Annotated in this window: 21 protein-coding genes; 5 read left to right on the forward strand and 16 right to left on the reverse strand. The window is 69.7% G+C overall.

Annotated features, from left to right (window positions below; genetic code table 11):
- Nucleotides 1–36 precede the first annotated feature (36 nt).
- Genes DIR46_RS03100 through DIR46_RS03125 form a run of 6 tightly spaced genes read right to left on the reverse strand, consistent with a single transcriptional unit; the run spans nucleotide 37 to nucleotide 5,202 of the window.
- A complete protein-coding gene (locus tag DIR46_RS03100; protein WP_109343935.1) occupies nucleotides 37–1,005 on the reverse strand; it encodes an FHA domain-containing protein in 969 nt (322 codons plus the stop codon).
- A 34-nt stretch (nucleotides 1,006–1,039) separates the two neighbouring features.
- Complete coding sequence (gene sctV, locus DIR46_RS03105) at nucleotides 1,040–3,115, reverse strand: type III secretion system export apparatus subunit SctV (RefSeq protein ID WP_109343936.1); 2,076 nt, start codon at nucleotides 3,113–3,115, stop codon at nucleotides 1,040–1,042.
- Nucleotides 3,112–3,393, reverse strand: coding sequence for a hypothetical protein (locus tag DIR46_RS03110; protein WP_109343937.1), 282 nt, complete (start codon nucleotides 3,391–3,393; stop codon nucleotides 3,112–3,114). Before DIR46_RS03110 ends, sctV begins: the two co-directional genes overlap by 4 nt.
- On the reverse strand, nucleotides 3,383–3,811 hold the full coding sequence (locus DIR46_RS03115; protein ID WP_109343938.1) for a hypothetical protein: 429 nt from the start codon (nucleotides 3,809–3,811) through the stop codon (nucleotides 3,383–3,385). The genes DIR46_RS03110 and DIR46_RS03115 overlap by 11 nt, the downstream gene beginning before the upstream one ends.
- Complete coding sequence (locus tag DIR46_RS03120) at nucleotides 3,804–4,178, reverse strand: hypothetical protein (RefSeq protein ID WP_109343939.1); 375 nt, start codon at nucleotides 4,176–4,178, stop codon at nucleotides 3,804–3,806. The genes DIR46_RS03115 and DIR46_RS03120 overlap by 8 nt, the downstream gene beginning before the upstream one ends.
- A complete protein-coding gene (locus tag DIR46_RS03125; protein WP_162819411.1) occupies nucleotides 4,171–5,202 on the reverse strand; it encodes a hypothetical protein in 1,032 nt (343 codons plus the stop codon). Before DIR46_RS03125 ends, DIR46_RS03120 begins: the two co-directional genes overlap by 8 nt.
- A gap of 182 nt (nucleotides 5,203–5,384) precedes the next feature.
- Between DIR46_RS03125 and DIR46_RS03130 the strand changes: the two genes are divergently transcribed.
- On the forward strand, nucleotides 5,385–5,939 hold the full coding sequence (locus DIR46_RS03130) for an RNA polymerase sigma factor (RefSeq protein WP_109343941.1): 555 nt from the start codon (nucleotides 5,385–5,387) through the stop codon (nucleotides 5,937–5,939).
- A 42-nt stretch (nucleotides 5,940–5,981) separates the two neighbouring features.
- Here DIR46_RS03130 and DIR46_RS03135 read toward each other — a convergent pair whose 3' ends face one another.
- Both DIR46_RS03135 and DIR46_RS03140 read right to left on the reverse strand, forming a co-directional pair.
- Nucleotides 5,982–6,428: a hypothetical protein gene (locus tag DIR46_RS03135; protein ID WP_109343942.1), complete on the reverse strand. Its 447-nt coding sequence runs from the start codon at nucleotides 6,426–6,428 to the stop codon at nucleotides 5,982–5,984.
- A gap of 158 nt (nucleotides 6,429–6,586) precedes the next feature.
- A complete protein-coding gene (locus tag DIR46_RS03140) occupies nucleotides 6,587–6,910 on the reverse strand; it encodes a hypothetical protein (RefSeq protein ID WP_109343943.1) in 324 nt (107 codons plus the stop codon).
- Nucleotides 6,911–7,112: 202 nt separating this feature from the next.
- On the opposite strand from DIR46_RS03140, the gene DIR46_RS03145 reads away from it, so the two are divergent.
- Both DIR46_RS03145 and DIR46_RS03150 read left to right on the forward strand, forming a co-directional pair.
- Entirely contained in the window at nucleotides 7,113–7,472 is a 360-nt protein-coding gene (locus tag DIR46_RS03145) for a hypothetical protein (RefSeq protein ID WP_162819412.1), read from the forward strand.
- Nucleotides 7,473–7,541: 69 nt separating this feature from the next.
- The gene (locus DIR46_RS03150) at nucleotides 7,542–7,742 is read left to right on the forward strand and encodes a hypothetical protein (RefSeq protein WP_109343945.1); all 201 of its coding nucleotides are present in this window, start codon (nucleotides 7,542–7,544) and stop codon (nucleotides 7,740–7,742) included.
- 127 nt (nucleotides 7,743–7,869) lie between these two features.
- On the opposite strand, the gene sctC is transcribed toward DIR46_RS03150, so the two are convergent.
- The 8 genes from sctC to DIR46_RS03190 form a co-directional block, all read right to left on the reverse strand.
- Complete coding sequence (sctC, locus tag DIR46_RS03155; protein WP_229446475.1) at nucleotides 7,870–9,693, reverse strand: type III secretion system outer membrane ring subunit SctC; 1,824 nt, start codon at nucleotides 9,691–9,693, stop codon at nucleotides 7,870–7,872.
- A gap of 8 nt (nucleotides 9,694–9,701) precedes the next feature.
- Entirely contained in the window at nucleotides 9,702–10,085 is a 384-nt protein-coding gene (locus DIR46_RS03160; protein WP_109343946.1) for a hypothetical protein, read from the reverse strand.
- Entirely contained in the window at nucleotides 10,082–10,315 is a 234-nt protein-coding gene (locus DIR46_RS03165) for a hypothetical protein (RefSeq protein ID WP_109343947.1), read from the reverse strand. The genes DIR46_RS03160 and DIR46_RS03165 overlap by 4 nt, the downstream gene beginning before the upstream one ends.
- Nucleotides 10,316–10,421: 106 nt before the next feature.
- On the reverse strand, nucleotides 10,422–11,042 hold the full coding sequence (locus DIR46_RS03170) for a FliH/SctL family protein (RefSeq protein ID WP_109343948.1): 621 nt from the start codon (nucleotides 11,040–11,042) through the stop codon (nucleotides 10,422–10,424).
- A gap of 21 nt (nucleotides 11,043–11,063) precedes the next feature.
- Nucleotides 11,064–11,657, reverse strand: coding sequence for a hypothetical protein (locus DIR46_RS03175; RefSeq protein ID WP_162819413.1), 594 nt, complete (start codon nucleotides 11,655–11,657; stop codon nucleotides 11,064–11,066).
- Nucleotides 11,654–12,496: a type III secretion system inner membrane ring lipoprotein SctJ gene (gene sctJ / locus DIR46_RS03180; protein ID WP_109343950.1), complete on the reverse strand. Its 843-nt coding sequence runs from the start codon at nucleotides 12,494–12,496 to the stop codon at nucleotides 11,654–11,656. Before sctJ ends, DIR46_RS03175 begins: the two co-directional genes overlap by 4 nt.
- A gap of 2 nt (nucleotides 12,497–12,498) precedes the next feature.
- On the reverse strand, nucleotides 12,499–12,912 hold the full coding sequence (locus tag DIR46_RS03185) for an EscF/YscF/HrpA family type III secretion system needle major subunit (RefSeq protein WP_229446476.1): 414 nt from the start codon (nucleotides 12,910–12,912) through the stop codon (nucleotides 12,499–12,501).
- Nucleotides 12,913–13,010: 98 nt separating this feature from the next.
- Nucleotides 13,011–13,373, reverse strand: coding sequence for a hypothetical protein (locus tag DIR46_RS03190; protein WP_109343951.1), 363 nt, complete (start codon nucleotides 13,371–13,373; stop codon nucleotides 13,011–13,013).
- Nucleotides 13,374–13,605: 232 nt separating this feature from the next.
- Here DIR46_RS03190 and DIR46_RS03195 point away from each other — a divergent pair, with 232 nt between their 5' ends.
- Nucleotides 13,606–14,304, forward strand: a complete 699-nt coding sequence (locus DIR46_RS03195; protein ID WP_162819414.1) for a toxin co-regulated pilus biosynthesis Q family protein — start codon at nucleotides 13,606–13,608, stop codon at nucleotides 14,302–14,304.
- Entirely contained in the window at nucleotides 14,304–15,938 is a 1,635-nt protein-coding gene (gene pilN, locus DIR46_RS03200; RefSeq protein WP_109343953.1) for a PilN family type IVB pilus formation outer membrane protein, read from the forward strand. Before DIR46_RS03195 ends, pilN begins: the two co-directional genes overlap by 1 nt.
- Nucleotides 15,939–15,948 lie beyond the last annotated feature (10 nt).

A 15,948-nucleotide genomic window follows, 5' to 3' on the forward strand; every position in this document is an offset into this window, starting at 1 on the left:
TCAGTGGCTCGCTCAGTGCCTCGTCCACGCGCGCACTCACCACTGCACCTCGATCTTGCGCTTGCCGGCGAAGACCAGGCGCCCATCCTTCATCGACACCAGCCGGGTGCCGCGATACTCGTCGCCGACGAACAGGCGGTGGCCATCCTCGGTGACGACGCCGGCCTGGGCCCCGCTGAGCACCTGCTGGATCCGGAACGGCAGCAGCGCGCCCGATGGCACGATGCGGGCATCGACCGGGAAGCCGATGCCGTGGGCCGCGATGAAGCGTTTCAGGATGCGTTCGAAGCGTTCTTTCTCTTCGCCGTCGAGGTCGGCCCGCATCTCCCAGCGCGCGTCGTTCAGTTGCAGCTCGAAGCGCTCGAGCATCTGGCCATCGGCCAGTTCGCGTTCGAAGGCGGCGCGCAGCGCGGCCCCGCTCAAGGCGGCGTTCTCCTGCGCCGCCGCTGCCACCGGCAGCGCCTGGGCCGGCTTGACGGGAATGTCGATGCCGAGAGGCGGCGTCTGCGGACGCGCATTGAAGGCGTAGGCGGTGGCCGCGCACAGCACGATCACGATCCCGAACGGCAGCAGCACCAGGCGCTTGACGCTGGAGCGCCTGCGCAGGCGCGGCGGTGGCGGCGGCGTCTCGACGGTCGGCGGCGCGAGCGGCGGCGCTTCCGGCGCTTCCGGCGCCACCGGCGCCGGCTCGGGCGCCGCCTGCCAGGGCATGTCCGGGGCGCTCAGGCACACCCAGACCTCGCCCAGGCGCGCGCGGGCGCCGGGCGCCAGCACCAGGCTTTCCCGGGCCTCGACGTCGAACTCGCCGCAGACCTCGCCGTCGAGCGCGTCGAGACGCCAGCCCTCCATGCCGGGAGACAGGCGCGCGTGGCGCTGGGCCAGGCCGCGGTCGGCCAGCACCACGTCGCAGTGTTCGGCGCCGCCCAGCTCCAGGGCCTCGCCGATCAACGGCAGTGCCGCGCCGCGATGCAGGCCGCTCAGGATGCGTAATTCGAGATTCGTCATGGGTCTTCCTTGTGTCAATGAAAATCGTGTTGCTTCAGCACTCGAGCATCCCGACCGGCTGGATATGCGCGTGCTGGGTCAGTTCCGAGAAGGCGTACACCGGCACCGCGAAGAACTCTTCTTCGATCAGGCGCCGCACCGCGCGCCGGATGTCGGCGGCGGTGACCAGCACCGGCGTACGGATGCCGGCCGTGCCCACCAGTTCGCCCAGTCGGTCGAGGGTCCGCTGTTCGAGTTCCGGATCGAGGTCGAGGTACAGTCCCTGGCTGGTCTGGCGCATCGCTCCGCGCACCTGGTCTTCCAGCTCGGGCGAGAGCAGCACCACCTCGATCAGGCCGTCGCGCGCCACTTCGTGGCACAACTGGCGTTTCAGGGCCAGACGCACCTGGTCGGCGACGATGTCCGAATCCTTCTCGCGCGGCACCCAGTCGAGCAGGGCCTCGAGGATCAGGCGCACATTGCGCAGCGAGACGCCTTCGCGCGCCAGGCGCTGCAGGACCTCGGCCATGCGCGGCGTCGTCACCAGTTTGCCCAGTTCGCGGGCGAACACCGGAATGCGTTTCTCGGCCCAGTAGGTGAAGCGCGACATCTCCTGCACGCCCAGGAACATCTGGCAGTTGCGCATCAATTCGGTGCGCACGTCGGCGGCGAACACCCGCTCCCACGGCTCGGCCGCGACGCCGGCTGCCTGCAGCTCGGCCCCCGCCGACAGGTCGACCCATACCCGGCGCTTGCGCGAGCCGGACACGCCGTCCTCGAGGGCGGTAAAGCCCAGCTCCTCGAGACGCCCGACCGATTCGGAGGTGGCGCCCCAGCCGCTGCGGATGCTGGCCGCCACCAGCGGCACCTCGGCCATCAGGAATTCGATCCGGTCAGGGCTGAGGTCGACCGCATACACGAAATCGATCATCGGCAGGTCGGGAATGCCCTGCTGCAGCAGGACCTCGTTGCGCATGATGCGCATCGCGTCCGTGATCGCCTCGGCGCGCGGACTGCCCTCGATCGCCGCCGGCAGGCGCACCATGAAGGGCCGGGTCGCCGTGAAGCTGAGCACGTCCGATACGCGGCCGCTGTCATGGGCGGCCTGGGTCGTGGCCTGGGCCGCCTCGGCCGCCGGACGCAAGACCCCGACCAGGCCTGCCACCACCAGCATCGCGGCCAGCGTCAGGAACACCGCTACCGGCATGCCGGGGATGCAGGCGAAGACCAGCATGATGACGCTGGCCGTCAGCAGCGCCTTCGGCTCGCCGAACAGCTCGCGCACGATGTCCTGGCCGATATTCGTCGTCTCGCCCTCTTCCTGCTCGCCAACCACGCGGGTCGTGATCATGCCGGCGGTCAGCGAGATCAGCAGCGCGGGAATCTGGGCGATCAGCGCGTCGCCGATGCTCAGCACCGAGTACAGCTGCACCGCCTCGCCGGCCGTCATGCCGCGCTGGATGACGCCGATCGCGATGCCGCCGACCAGGTTGACGCAGACGATGAAGATGCCGGCGATGGCGTCGCCCTTGACGAACTTCATCGCGCCGTCCATGGCGCCGTGCAGCTGGCTCTCGTTGGCCAGCTCGGCGCGCTTGGCGCGGGCTTCGTCGGCGCTGAGCAGGTTGGCGCGCAGATCGCTGTCGATCGACATCTGCTTGCCGGGCATCGCGTCCAGCGTGAAACGCGCCGCCACCTCGGACACGCGCTCCGAACCCTTGGTGATGACGATGAACTGCACCACGGTCAGGATCAGGAACACGACCAGACCCACCACGAGGTTACCGCCCACCACGAAGTTGCCGAAGGTCTCGACGATGTGGCCGGCGTCGGCCTCGAGCAGGATCTGGCGCGCGGTCGACACTTCCAGCGCCAGCCGGAACAGCGTCGTCAGCAGCAGCACCGCCGGGAAGGTGGAAAACGCGGTCGGCCCCGGCAGGTACATGGCCACCACCACCATCAGGCCGGCGACGCACAGGTTGACCGCGATCAGGATGTCGAGCAGCCAGATCGGCAGCGGCAGCACCAGCATCAGCACGATGGCGATCACCACCGCGGCCGCCGCCAGCTCGGCGCGTTCGGCGGCGCGCTGGGCGAAGCGGTTCAGAATCAATACCCAGCCGTGGATCATGGCGCCTCCCCTGCGTGCGCAGGCGCGGCGCGGCGCAACACCAGCGCGGCGAGGTCGGCGTGCCGGCTACGATCGAGCTGGCCGCGCAGCTGCGGCGTGAGCGGCTCGCCCAGTTCGCCGGCCGCATAGGCGGCCAGCAGCACCAGCATCGGCTGGCCCGGCCACAGCGACAGGCAGCCGCCGGCCAGGATCGCGGCCTGCGGGTACTGACGGGCCTTCAGGTGGCCCCAGACCAGCCCGATGGCGGTCTCGAGGTCGCGATCGATATCACTTGCCATGGTCATTCTCCAGTTCGGACATCTGCATCTGCATGATGCGCAGGCGCATGCCGACCGCCGGTTCCAGCACAGCGATCGCATCGAGGCAGCGGCGGCGTTCGCCCGCGTCCAGCGTCAGTGCATGGGCGATCAGGCGCTTCTGCAGGCTGCGCAGCAAGGCCAGCGCGTCGTTGCCCCAGGCCGGATTGGCCGGCCCCATGCGCGGACCGACCATGTCGGTCAGCGGCGCGAACGCGTCGTGACGCGCGCCGGGCGACATCGGCGCGCCGCCATCGCCGACGAACAGCACGCCGGTATCGAGGTTCGGCGGCACATCGACCGGGGCCGCGGCGGCGCGCGCCGCGCCGGCGGCCATCGGCCGGCCACGCGCATTGCCATTGGCGCCGATGCCGGCGCCGGATACACCGAGCTTATTCATCGAGGAGCTCCTCCGCGTGACGCAGCGCCAGCGCGGCGCCACCCGGCCACGCCTGATCCGGCCTGCCCGGCCAGCGCCGCAGCAGGAACAGGCTGCCGTCCTCGAAGCGGGCCGGCAGCCAGTGGCCGGAGCGCTCCATCTCCCGTCCGCGCCGGCGCAGCAGCGCCGCAAGGTCCAGGTGTTCGGCGCGCGCCGCACTCAGGCCCAGTCCGACCAGCACCAGGTCCTGGCCGGCGACCGGGTAGGCCAGCAGCTCGCGCTCTTCGCCGAGCGCCTGGCCCAGCACCTGATCCTCCTCGAGGGCTCTGGCCACCAGCGCGGCCAGCAGCTGCGCCCAGCCATCCCATTTTGCTGCGTCCTTATGCATGTCGATGCTCCTGGCTTGCGCGTAGTTGTCGTTCGGTGCGGTCGGCGCCCTGTGCCGGCGCGGCGCCCTCGCCGGCGTCCTGATCGAGTTCCTGCAGCAGCTTGCCGCGCGCCTCGTTGGTGGCCCACAGTTCGTGCGGCAAGGTGCGCAGCGTCGCGGCCACCATCTGGCTGGCCTTGCGCCCGTCCCGGCCCTGGCCGCCGACGGCGCCGAGGCGGGTCAGCAGCGCGGCGCCGCCGGCGGCGCGGCCCGCTTCCAGCAGGCCGAGGCCGGTGCGCTCCGCGCTTGAGGGCCCCTTGCCGTCGTCGCCCTTGTCCAGCAAGCCGTTGCCACGCAGCTGGGCATGCAGGCCGGCGCCCTGCTCCAGGCAGGACACCAGCAGATTGATGCTGGCCGCCTGGCGCTGGGCCATCCAGACCTGGACGCCATCAAGGTCGTGACGGCGCATGGCCGGATCCTGGGCCGCGCTGCGGCGCAGATCGGCCACCCGCTCGGCCAGCGCGCCCTTCCCGGGCGCCGCCATCCGTCCGGCCAGCGCCAGCGCATCGTCCAGCGCACTGACGCCGCCGATCTCGGCGCCGCCGCCCAGGCGCTCCCGCAACTGTTTCAACGCGCCCTCGTCGGGCGTCGCGTCGGCGGCCTCGTCGCACTGCAAGACATCCACCCCAGCCGGACCGCCCTTGTCGTCCAGGCGCGCCGACAGGGCGCGCTCCATGCCGTCCGGCATGGCCTCGTCGTCGCCGGTGCCGCTGCGTTCGGCGTTTGCGATCGCGCGCATCAGCGCGTTCTCGGGCTCGGCCGCCGACCGCGCCTGCTGGGCGGTGCGGTTGCGCTGGGCGTTCTGGGACTGGGCCGGCGTCGGGCGCGGCATCTGGCGCAGCACGCCGGCGCGCTGCTGGTGGAACTGGGAGTGGGTCTGGGCGTTCGCCGGCGCCAGGCCGGGATGGCCGGCCGCGCCGGGATGCATGGTGGGCTGCACGAGCGCCGGGGCGACGTGCTGCACGGGGTGATGGATTGTTCTCATGGAGGCTCAGTGGAGCCGGCGGGGCTGGCGGTTGCCTGCGGAAACTCATGATTTCTCAAAGTCTCAGGATTACTCAGCAAACCGTCACAGCGAAAAGTCTTCTTGCTATCTTGCAACTCATCGACACAGGGGAGCCCGGCCAAACCCGGTCCGGCCGGCCCCGTCACCAACCCGGAGCCATCATGCCCACCACCGAGACTACCCTCCTCCCCCTGGCCGACGATACGGCGGCCCAACCGGTCGTCGCCATCGATCTGGACGCCCTGTTCCGCACCCACCAGGTGCACCTGTACCGCTTCGTACGCCGTTATGTGCGCAACAACGAGGATGCCGAGGACGTTGTGCAGCAGACTTTCGTCGAAGCGGTGCGCTGCGCGCCGCGCTACGCCGGCCTGTCCAAGCCGTCGACCTGGCTGTTCGGCATCGCCCTGAACCTGGCGCGCAACCATGTGCGCCGCAGCTATGCCGACCCGACCGACGAGCTGGACGACACGCTGCTGGAACAGATCGGCGACGAATACGCCAATCCGGCACGCCTGATCGAGCTGCGCCAGATCGCCCGACTGGCCCAGGACATGATGGAAAACCTGTCGGAAGACATGCGCGCCACCTTCGAGGCGGTGCTGGAGGGCGACTGCACCTACGAGGACGCGGCGACGCGCCTGGGCATCCCGATCGGCACCGTGCGTTCGCGCGTGTCGCGGGTGCGGGCCGCCATTCGTACCCGCCTGGGATAGTCAAGCCGACGCCGCGGCGCCGCCTCCCTCCCTGTGCCCTCTTCAGGCCACCAGTGCGCGCGCCATGGCGGCACTGTCCATCAAGGCGTCGAGCACGTCCGGCTCGGCGAGCAGCGCCGCCAGTCCCAGGTGGCGCACCATCACCTCGCATCCCAGGTCCGCATGCCAGGCCAGCTCGCAGCCGGCCGGCGCCGGCTGGCGTACGCGCTGCGTGCCGCCGCGCGGCAGTTGCGCTGCGATCGTCATGCCGCCCTCCAGGGCCGGCATCGCGATGACCACGATCTCTCCCAGCTGCACCGTCAGCGCCGCGCTGTCGTCGCCGGCCAGCTGCGCCATCTCGCGCAGAAAGCGGTTCAGGCCGGCCTGGCTGCCGTCGATGCAGTCGGGGCCGAGCGGCTCGACATCGGCATAGGCCTCGGCGCCGCGCGGCGCACGGGCGCCGGCAGGCAGGATGTCGGATACGGCGTCGTGATGGGAAATCGGGTTCATGGCAACTCCTGTGCGGTCCGGGGAATCTCAACAAAGTTCAACAGATGCCGGTCTGTGGCGCATTGCGGAGAACAGTTCCCGAAAGATTGAAATCTTTTCCAGCGCCGGTGACAGAAAATGGCATTCCGACTGGTGAGCCCTGTCATCCAGACGACTGCCTACCGAATCCCCGCCATGATCGACGGATGCGCCGCCACCAGCGCGATGAGAAAGCCCAGCCAGGCTGGCAACGACCGCCGCCGGCCACCAAACAGGAATGCGCCGGCCCCGAACGCGGCAGCCGGGCCGACCCAGACCGCAAACCGCAGCATGTCCAGGCGCGCATCGCCCTCGCACACGTCGATCGGGGCGTAAGAGGACGCGGCACAGGCGAATACTCGCGCGCAGAGCCACTGACTCACCATGTCGGCCACGCCCAGGCTGGCGACGCCCAGCAGGGCGAACGCCATGCCAATGGCGAGCCGCTTGCCGCCGCCGGTCATGTGATCTCCCAGAATAATATCTCGGACGAGCGCCCGAGATCCGAATACCCCCATGACGTTCCCGCGCCGAGCGAGCCGAGGCCAAGGCGTCGGCCCATCGTGGAAAAAACGCATGCCCGTTGCGGTCGACCTGGCCCCGTTCCACAGATCGATGTGATCCCCGTGGGCTTGTCGGCAGCTTCTCCGCGAAGGAACCATTGAGGTGACCAAGCCACTTATGTTCAGCTGCCAGATGCAGCGCTTCGCTTCCAACCCCATCATCAAGGAGAATCACATGCTCGGTCTCATTTCTGCAGGTATCAGCGGTATCAGCGCCCTGTCCAGCCTCGGCGGCAGCACCGCCAGCAATGCCAGCGACCGCGCTGCGACGGATGCCAACAACAACACCCAGGATACCAAGAACCTGAACACCCTCAACACCCGTAACTCGCAGCAGGACGAGGCCGATTCGATCGCCGACCAGAGCATGGAAAACGGCATCAACGGCATGAAGGTCAAGATGGCCGAAGCCCAGATCCGCCGTTCGAACGACACCGTCCAGGCCGCCGGCTCGATCGGCTAAGCAGTCCATGGCCGCCGGCGCCTGCGGGCCCGGCGGATTTCTTTATCCTTTTTTCCGGGAGGATTTCCGATGACGACACTCCAGAGCACCATGCTGTCGCAACGCAGCGGCGACGCCCGTGTCCAGAGCGCCGAAGCCCATGCGGCCGAGGCCCAGGCCCTGGGTGAACAGGCGACCCAGGATGCGCTGTGGCGCATCGCCCAGAACAATGCGATGGCCAAGCTGCGCGGCTACAACACGCTGGCCAAGTCGGCCAACGACATGGCCTGATTGCGTCTTTACCTCGATCCCGGCGCCCCCGCCGGCCGCATGCGGCCCGGGGGCGCTTCTTCATTGTCGAACGATAAAAGAAAAGCCGCGCACGGCATGCCGTGCGCGGCTGGCGACGATGCGGACACTAGCTGCCAGGGGCGGCCGGCGCCGCCGGAACCGGCGCAGGCGCGGGCGCCGGTGCCGGCGCCACCTCCATCGACGGCGTATCGACCATCAGCAGGGCCGAGCGCCCCACGGTCGAGCGGCCCGGCGCGGCGGTGCCGCCCTGGGCCAGGCGCGGCGTGATCAGGAACAGGCGCTCGCGGTCGCGCCGGGTCTCGGACTCGTTGCGGAACAGGCCCCCGATACCGGCCAGGTCGCCCAGCAGCGGCACCTTGTTCTGCTCGCGCTTGGTCTGCTCCGAGTGATAGCCGCCGATCATCAGCGTCTGCTGCAGCTCGATCATCGCCTGGGTGGTGATGGTCGCGCGGTTGGCATTGGTCTTGCCGCCGACCTCGGTCAAGCCGCCGTCCTCGATGTCGACGTCGAGCCGCACCCGCGTGGCGCGGCCGTCGCGCAGGATGCGCGGCAACACCCGCAGCATGGTGCCGGCGGTGATGTCGGCCAGGTCGCTGACGCGCTCGCCCACCAGCGGGACATAGGCGGTCTGGCTCAGGTCCAGCACGGCGGCCACGTTTTCCAGCGTCAGCACGGTCGGCTTGGCCAGCACGCGCGCCTCTCCCGTGCCCTCGAGCGCCTTCAGGCGCGCATAGAAGTTGGCGGCATTACGGATCAGGAGGGTCGAACCGGGCAGCGGCAGCGCCACCCCGGCCGAGTCGCCCGAGCCGCCATTGACGGTCACGTTGCTGGTGCCGACCGACAAGCTCCATTCGACGCCCATATCGGCCAGGCGGGTCCGGTCGATGTCGACGATCAGCGCCTCGATCTCGACCTGGGCCGGTTCGACGTCGAGATCGTCGATCAGGCGCTGGTAACTGTCGCGCTTGCTGACGTGGTCGTAGATCAGGATCGCGTTCAGCGCCGGATCGGCCTCGATGCGCGGCCGTTCGGCGCGCTCGGCGTTGCGCGCGTCGCGCCGGCGGCTGGATGCCGTGTCGGCGCCGGCGGCGTCCGTCTCGGCAGCGCCCGGGCTCGCGCCCCTGGCCGCGAACGGCAGCGGCAGCGCGGTGCGCAGGGCTTCGGCGCCGGCCGCGAAATCGAGCTCCTGCGCCTCGCCCGGGCCCACCGGCGCGGTGCGCGAGCGCTTGCGGCTGGCGGCGTCGAAATCGGTGGCCGGCGCCGCCAGGCGCTCGGGCGTCGCCGGATTGAGCAGGTTCGACAGGATGGTCTTGAGGCCGGGCAGCGTCTCGCGCGTGCCGCGCAACTGGATCACGCGGTCGGTCGCGCTAGCGTACTTGAGCCGGAACAGCATCATCTGGCGTTCCTGCGACGGCTCCTTCTTCTTGCCGCCGGGGAGCAGGATCTCGCCCGCCAGCCGCACGTATTCGCGCGGACCGCTGACCAGCACCACGCCCTCGTCGGGCAACTCGCCCCAGCCGAAGCGGGTGTCGAACAGGCCCAGCCCCTGCAGCGCGGCCTTGGCGTCCTGAACGGCGTCCTCGCCGACCTCGATCCGCACCGAGCGGGTGTCGTCGAGCGGCACCACGTACAGCACGCCGTTGTAGACGAACCAGTTGAAGCGGTGGCTGGCTGCCAGACGGTCGAGGAAGGCGGCGCCGTCGTCGGCCTGCAGGCGGCCTTGCAAGGCCTGGCTCGCGCGCACCTGGATGTCGAGCTTGACGCCATAGGTCTTGCCGAATTCCTGCAGCACCTTCGACAGCTTCATATTATTGGCATCGATCGAGAAGCCGGTCGCCTTCCAGCTGGACGGCACGGCGGCGCCGGCCGGCATGCAGCACAGCGCGGCCATGGCCGCGCTCAACAGGCTGTTGCGTAATCGCTTGATCATCGTGACTCTCATGGGTTGGTGCGGGCGAACAGGCCGCGCAGGCGCTGCTGCTGGCGCAATTCCTGGCTGGCGCGCGCGGAGGCGCTGCCGGCATCGCCCTGCGCCGGCAGCAGCGCGCGCCAGGCGGCGCGCTGTTCGAGCATGGCCGCGCGCGCCGCGTCCAGCGCCGGTGCATCGGGCAAGGTATCCAGCCAGCGCGTCAGCACCAGCCAGCGCCCGTCGTCATTGCAGGCCAGGCCGGCATCGAAACAGAGGGCGCTCGACAGCCCGAGACCCAGCGCCGCGCGCAGCGTATCCGGATCGTGGGCCGGCCCCAGCACGACGCTGAGCTCCGCCCCGTCGCCGACACGGCGCAGCTGGACGTCCTGGTCCTGCGCTGGCGGCTGGCTCATCGCGTTTCCGTCAGCACGGTCTTGAGCGGCTTCTCGTGCAGCTTGAGCTGGGCCTGCATCGCCTGTTCGACCGTCATGCGCTGCTCCAGCATGGCGGTGAAAGCGGCCGGATCGGGCTCTTCGCCGGCCGCCTGGGCCTGCATGAAATCTTCGATCTGGCCATTGGCGGCGTCCATGCGACGATCCAGGCGGCGCAATGGGTCGATGCTGGCTGCATGTGAGACGGACATGTCGGACTCCCTTTCGAGACAAGGTGGATGCGCCCCGAGCGCAGGGGCGCGTGCAGGGTGAGTGCACGCGATGCACAAAACGGTTCCATCGACGCGAAAAAAAAATCTATATCGCTGCCCCTTCTTCTGGCGGCGCCGCCTGCAGGGCCTCCAGCGCATCCGACAAGGCCAGGGTCGCCGCATCGAAGTCGACCTGCCACTCGCCGGCGCCGGACTCCAGCCGGTAGCACCCACGCGCCAGGTTCGGGTCGGGGCGCACGCGCCAGCCGGCCGGCAGCAGGCGCGGCGCGATCGACGGCGCATCTTCCGGATGCACGCGCAATTCCGGGTCGGCCAGGCGCGCCGGGGCCTCGGTCTGCAACTGGCGCAGCAGCACTTGGGCGCGTTCGTGCGGCGCCAGCTCGCCCACCAGGCGCAGGAACAGCGCCTGGGCCAGTTCGATGACGACCGGCCCGGTGCGCGCCAGGAATTCGCGCGGCAGGCGCTCCTGGGCCGCCAGCATGGCCTGCAACTGGCCGAGCGCCTGCCGCTGGCGCGCGCCGATATCCTCGCGGCAGCGCGCGAGTTCGTCCTCGACCAGCGCGCCGGCCCGGGTCTGCGCTTCGGCGAGCAGGCGCCCGGCGGCGACTTGCGCGTCCTCGCTCAGGGCCAGGGCCGCGCTGCTCAGGATGCCGTGGCTGGCCACCAGGCCGGGTGGCATGTCGATGCGGGTGCTGCAAAAATCCATGGTCTGCCTTTCGTGTCGGGGTCAGGCGGCGCGCCGCTCGCACAGGGTCCAGCAGCGCGCCAGGCGCGCCAGCGCGGCGTCGGCCGGGGGTACGCCGCCATCCTGCAGGCAGCGCTCGGCGCCGGCGGCGGCGCTGGCCGGCAGGCGCAGGCGCAGGCGCGGCCACAGGCCGGGAAAGCCGTGTTCGAGGCATAGCGCCAGCCAGGCCAGGCCGGCGCCGTCCACGCCCGCTTCCAGTGCAGTCGACGCGCGCCACGGCGCACGCGGCAGTGGCTGCAGATTGGCCACGCCGGCGCACCAGCGCCGCTCGTCTTCTTCGAGGCCGGCCAGGGCCTGCGGCAGCGGCATGCGCGCCGCGAACAGTCCGCCGAACAGGCGCGCCGCCCGCGCCAGCTCGGTGTCACCGAGGGTAGCCAGCGCCGCCCAGCGGCTGTCCGGGGTGGGCGGCAGGGCCGCCGGAATGCCGGCGTCCAGGCACCAGCGCCGGTAGGCGTCGCGCCGGCCCAGCAAGTCGCGCGGCGCGGGGGCGCCGGCATCCTGGCGCAAGCCGGCCAGATCCCAGGGCGCGAACCACCATTGCACGAAGGCGGGCGACAGGGACGCCGGCGCCGTCATGCGGTCCCCGCCGCGGCCGCGCCGGGACGGCGCCGCTGCCACCACAGGGCCACCGCAGGATGGCGCAAAGCCAGCAGTGCGCCCAACGCGGCCAGCGCCACGAAGGCCAGTCCACCCAGTCCATACACCAGCAAGGCAAGGCGGCCGGCCGACGCGGCCTGCACCGTCACGCCGAAGCTGGTGCGCCAGTCGACGTCGAGCGTCCGCTCGAGCGACGGCGTGAACACCACCGGCACCTTGGCGGCGCCGTCGTCGCCGGCCAGTCCCGGAATGCTGCCGGCCACCATGCGCCGGATGCGCGCCACATTGCCGTCCTCGTCGAACGGGGCGCGGTACTTGATGAAGACCGCCGCCGACGACGGCATCACCGGCTCGCCCGGCGCCACCCGTTCGGGCAGCACCACGTGCACGCGCGCCGCCAGCACGCCGTCGATCTGCTGCAGCGTGGCCGCCAGTTCCTCGGACAGGCCGTACAGGTAGCGGGCACGCTCCTCGAGCGGGGTGGAGATCATGCCCTCTTTCTTGAACACCGTGCCCAGATCGGAGAAGCGGCGCCGCGGCAGGCCGGCGGCGCGCATCGCCTCGCTGGCGCGCGCCAGCGACGGTTCGGGCACCTGCAGGCTGACCACGCCCTTGACGGTCAGCTTCTGGGCCTCGATGCCGGCATGGCGCAGCAAAGCGACGATCTCGTTGGCGTCGGCGTCGGTCAGGTCGCTCTGCAGCACCACCTGGCGGCTGCACGCGCACAGCGATACGAGCACCAGCAGGGCCAGCAACTGGCGCAGCCAGCGCCATGGCGACACCGGCGCAACGCCGGCTGGGTAACGGTCGATGCTCATGATCATTGCAGCTTGGTCAGCTGGTCGACCGAGGTGGCGGCCTTGGACACCACCTTGGACACGAACTGCACGCGGGTCTGGTAATCGTGCATCGCCATCATCGCCTTCATGAGGTGCATCGAGTCACCGCTGCGGGTCGCGGTTTCCAGCAGCTTCGACACGTATTGCTGGTCGCCCTGGATTTCCTCTGCCAGGGTGCTGGCGCGGCCCATGATCTGCTCGCCCAGCGCCACGCGTCCGCTGGCATTGCCCAGGTCAGGCGCGACGCCGGCAGCGCGCGCATGCTGGGCCATGGCAGCGCGGAAGGCGGCCGCGTCGCCGTCGTCGACGACGACCGGATCGATCCGGACCGGGGCGGTCTCGTGCAGCCTGCTGGTGGTGCCGGTCGGGTCGACCGGCATGGATTGGTTGATCATGATGACTCCCGAAGTAGGGTAAAGCGATCGAAACAAGAAAGAATTGACCGGTGGGGTGGAGCGCGGCGCACGCAGGTTCCCCCGCGCGGCGTAGAGGATCAGCCGACCGACTTCGCCGCCTCGACCGTGGCTTCCGCGCGCTCCTGCGCCTCGTCGGACATGCGCTTGAGCTCCCCCTTGACCGGGTCGGCCGGCTCGTCCGCCCGACCCGCCTCGCCACGCGCGCCGCGCGCCGCCTGCTCTCCACGGAACTGCCGCTGCAATTGCTGCGAACGGGCGCACTGCCGGAACCGCGGCGGCGGCGCCGCCTGCTCCGGCGCCGTCCTGGCCTGCCCGCTGCCGGACACCGCCGCGTGAAGCGTCGCCGCTGCACCGGCCGCCTGCGCGAGATTGGTGAGATGGGGCGTGGCCCGCGACAGCAGATTCGTCGCGGTCCGCATCATCTGAGGTATCGCCGCCATGGTGTGTCCGTTCGCAGAAGTGAGATGGTCGTGTGTGAGCCGGAAAGCCGGCCCGGTTCCGCCCCATGTCCTTCGTCTGGCCATAGAAGACATCAACATTTCTCATCAACCATCGAAGTTGCCGATGAGAATTTTTGAAAAACTGTTTCCGGTGTGCTGATTAGAATCCATTCGTCCGCAAGCCTTCGGGCCTGCCGCCGTCTCGATGTCCACCTTCCTCGACAGGGTCTTCATGCCAGCACAGAATGTTCCATCCGATCGCCGCTGCCTGCGGGCCGTCGCCTGCGCGCTGCTGCTGGCGCTGTCCATGCCCCTGACGGCCGCGCCCGCGCCGACCTGGCAGCGCGCCAAATTCGACTACGTCGCCCAGCGCCAGGATCTGCGCCAGGTGCTGCGCGACTTCGCCCGCGCGATGCGCGTCCAGCTCGACCTGGCCGACGAAGTCGAAGGCAGCGTCACGGGCAGTTTCGACATGGCCCCGGGGGTGCTGCTCGACATGCTGGGTTCCTTCCACCAGTTCGTCTGGCACTACGACGGCGCCGTGCTGTATATCAGCTCGTCGAAGCCGGGGGCGCCGAAGATGCGCCTGCGTCCCAAGCCGGCCGAGGTCGCGCAGGCTGCGACGGCGGCGGCTCCCGCGACCCCGACCGCGACCGCCGCGGCGCCCAAACCTATCCCGAGCTGGACCGTCAAGCTCGAAGACGGCACGCTCAGCAAGACCTTCGCGCGCTGGGCGCGCGAGGCCGGCTGGCAGCTGCTGTGGGAAATGCCGGTCGACTTCCGGATCGATGCCAACACCCGCGTCGAGGGCGAATTCGAGCAGGCCGTGACGGCCGTCGCCGACAGCCTGGCCGGCGCCGAAACGCCCATGCAGGTCGTCTTGTACCGGGGCAACCATGTGATCCGTGTGACTTCGAAAGGAAACCAGTGATGTCCCCTTCCCTGCCTGTCAAACCGTTCCTGGTCGTGGCGCTGGCCGCCGCGCTGGCCGCCTGCAGCGGCCTGCCGGGCGATGTCGCCAAACGCATCGACGCCGGCGAGCGCCAGGCTGCGCGGATGGTGCGCGACGTCGGCCAGGTCGAGGCGCGCGGCCGCAGCGTGTCCTCGGTAGTCAGCGAGAACGGGATGTGGATCGGCCGCAGCACGGTCAAGCGCGACCTTGCCGCGCTGCCGCCGCTGTTCGACCAGAACGCGACCTTCGACCGCAGCGTGGCCTCGCTGTCCGAATTCGCCGAGCGCATTACCGTGCGCGCCGGGATCCCGGTGCGCGTCAGCGCCGATGCGCTGGCAGCGGGCGCGCGCGGCGCCGGGGTCGCCACCGGGGCCGCCACCGTTCCCGCCGCCCCCAACGCGGCGACAGGCGGCGCTCCGACGCACATCGTCTATGCCAGCGGCAGCCTGCGCGGCCTGCTCGACACCGCCGCCGCCCGTTTCGGCGTGTCCTGGAAGTATGCGGATGGCGCCATCCTGTTCTTTCACCACGATACCCGCACCTTCCAGATCAATGCGATTCCGGGCGACGCGTCCCTGAACGCAAGCGTGAGCAGCAATGCGAGTAACGAAGGCGGCGCGGGTGGCGGCGGTGGTGGCGCCGCGGGCGGCAGCGGTGGTGGCGGCGGTAGCGGTGGCGGCGTCAGCTCGGCGAATGTGCAGAACACCGCCGTCAAATCGGAGCTGTCGGTGTTCGGCAGCCTCGAAAAAACGGTCGCCATCATGCTCTCTGCCGGCGGCAAGGTGCTGGCTTCGCCCGCCACCGGCACCCTGACCGTGACCGACACCCCTGCCTCGCTCGAACGCATCGGTGCCTTCATCGAGGCCCAGAACAAGGCGCTCGGCCGCCAGGTCATGATCAATGTGACGGTGCTGGCGGTCACCCTGAACCAGGGCGACAACTACGGCATCAAATGGGACCTGCTGTACGAGACGCTCGAAAACCGCTACCAGATCACCAACAACCTGGCGCCAAGCGGCGGCAGCAGTTTCACGGCTGGCATCCTGAGTGGCGCCAGCCGCTGGGCCGGCAGCGAGGTCATGATCGACGCGCTGTCCGACCAGGGCCAGGTGCGGCGCGAAACCACCGCTTCGGTGGTCACCCTGAACAACCAGCCGGTGCCGATCCAGGTCGCCAAGCAGACCGCCTATCTGAAGTCGTCGCAGACCACGCTGACGGCGGACGTCGGCAGCTCCACCTCGCTCACGCCCGGCACCGTCACTTCGGGCTTCAATATGTCGATCCTGCCGCACCTGCTGGACAACGGCACCGTGATGCTGCAGTTCTCGACGGATATCTCGTCGCTGGTGCGCCTGAACACGGTGTCGAGCGGCGGCGACAACGCCGCCATCATCCAGACGCCGGAAGTCGATACCCGCAATTTCCTGCAGCGGGTCGCCATGAAATCGAACGAGACCCTGATCATCAGCGGCTTTGAGCAGACCGACGACAACCTCGATCGCAACGGCGTCGGCCACCCGTCCAACTTCCTGCTCGGGGGCGGCGTCAAGGCGCGCGCCGGCAAGGAAATCATCGTGATCCTGGTCACCCCCGTGGCCATGGCCGGCGCCTGAGACGAGAGCT

Source organism: Massilia oculi, from assembly GCF_003143515.1.
GTDB lineage: Bacteria > Pseudomonadota > Gammaproteobacteria > Burkholderiales > Burkholderiaceae_D > Telluria > Telluria oculi.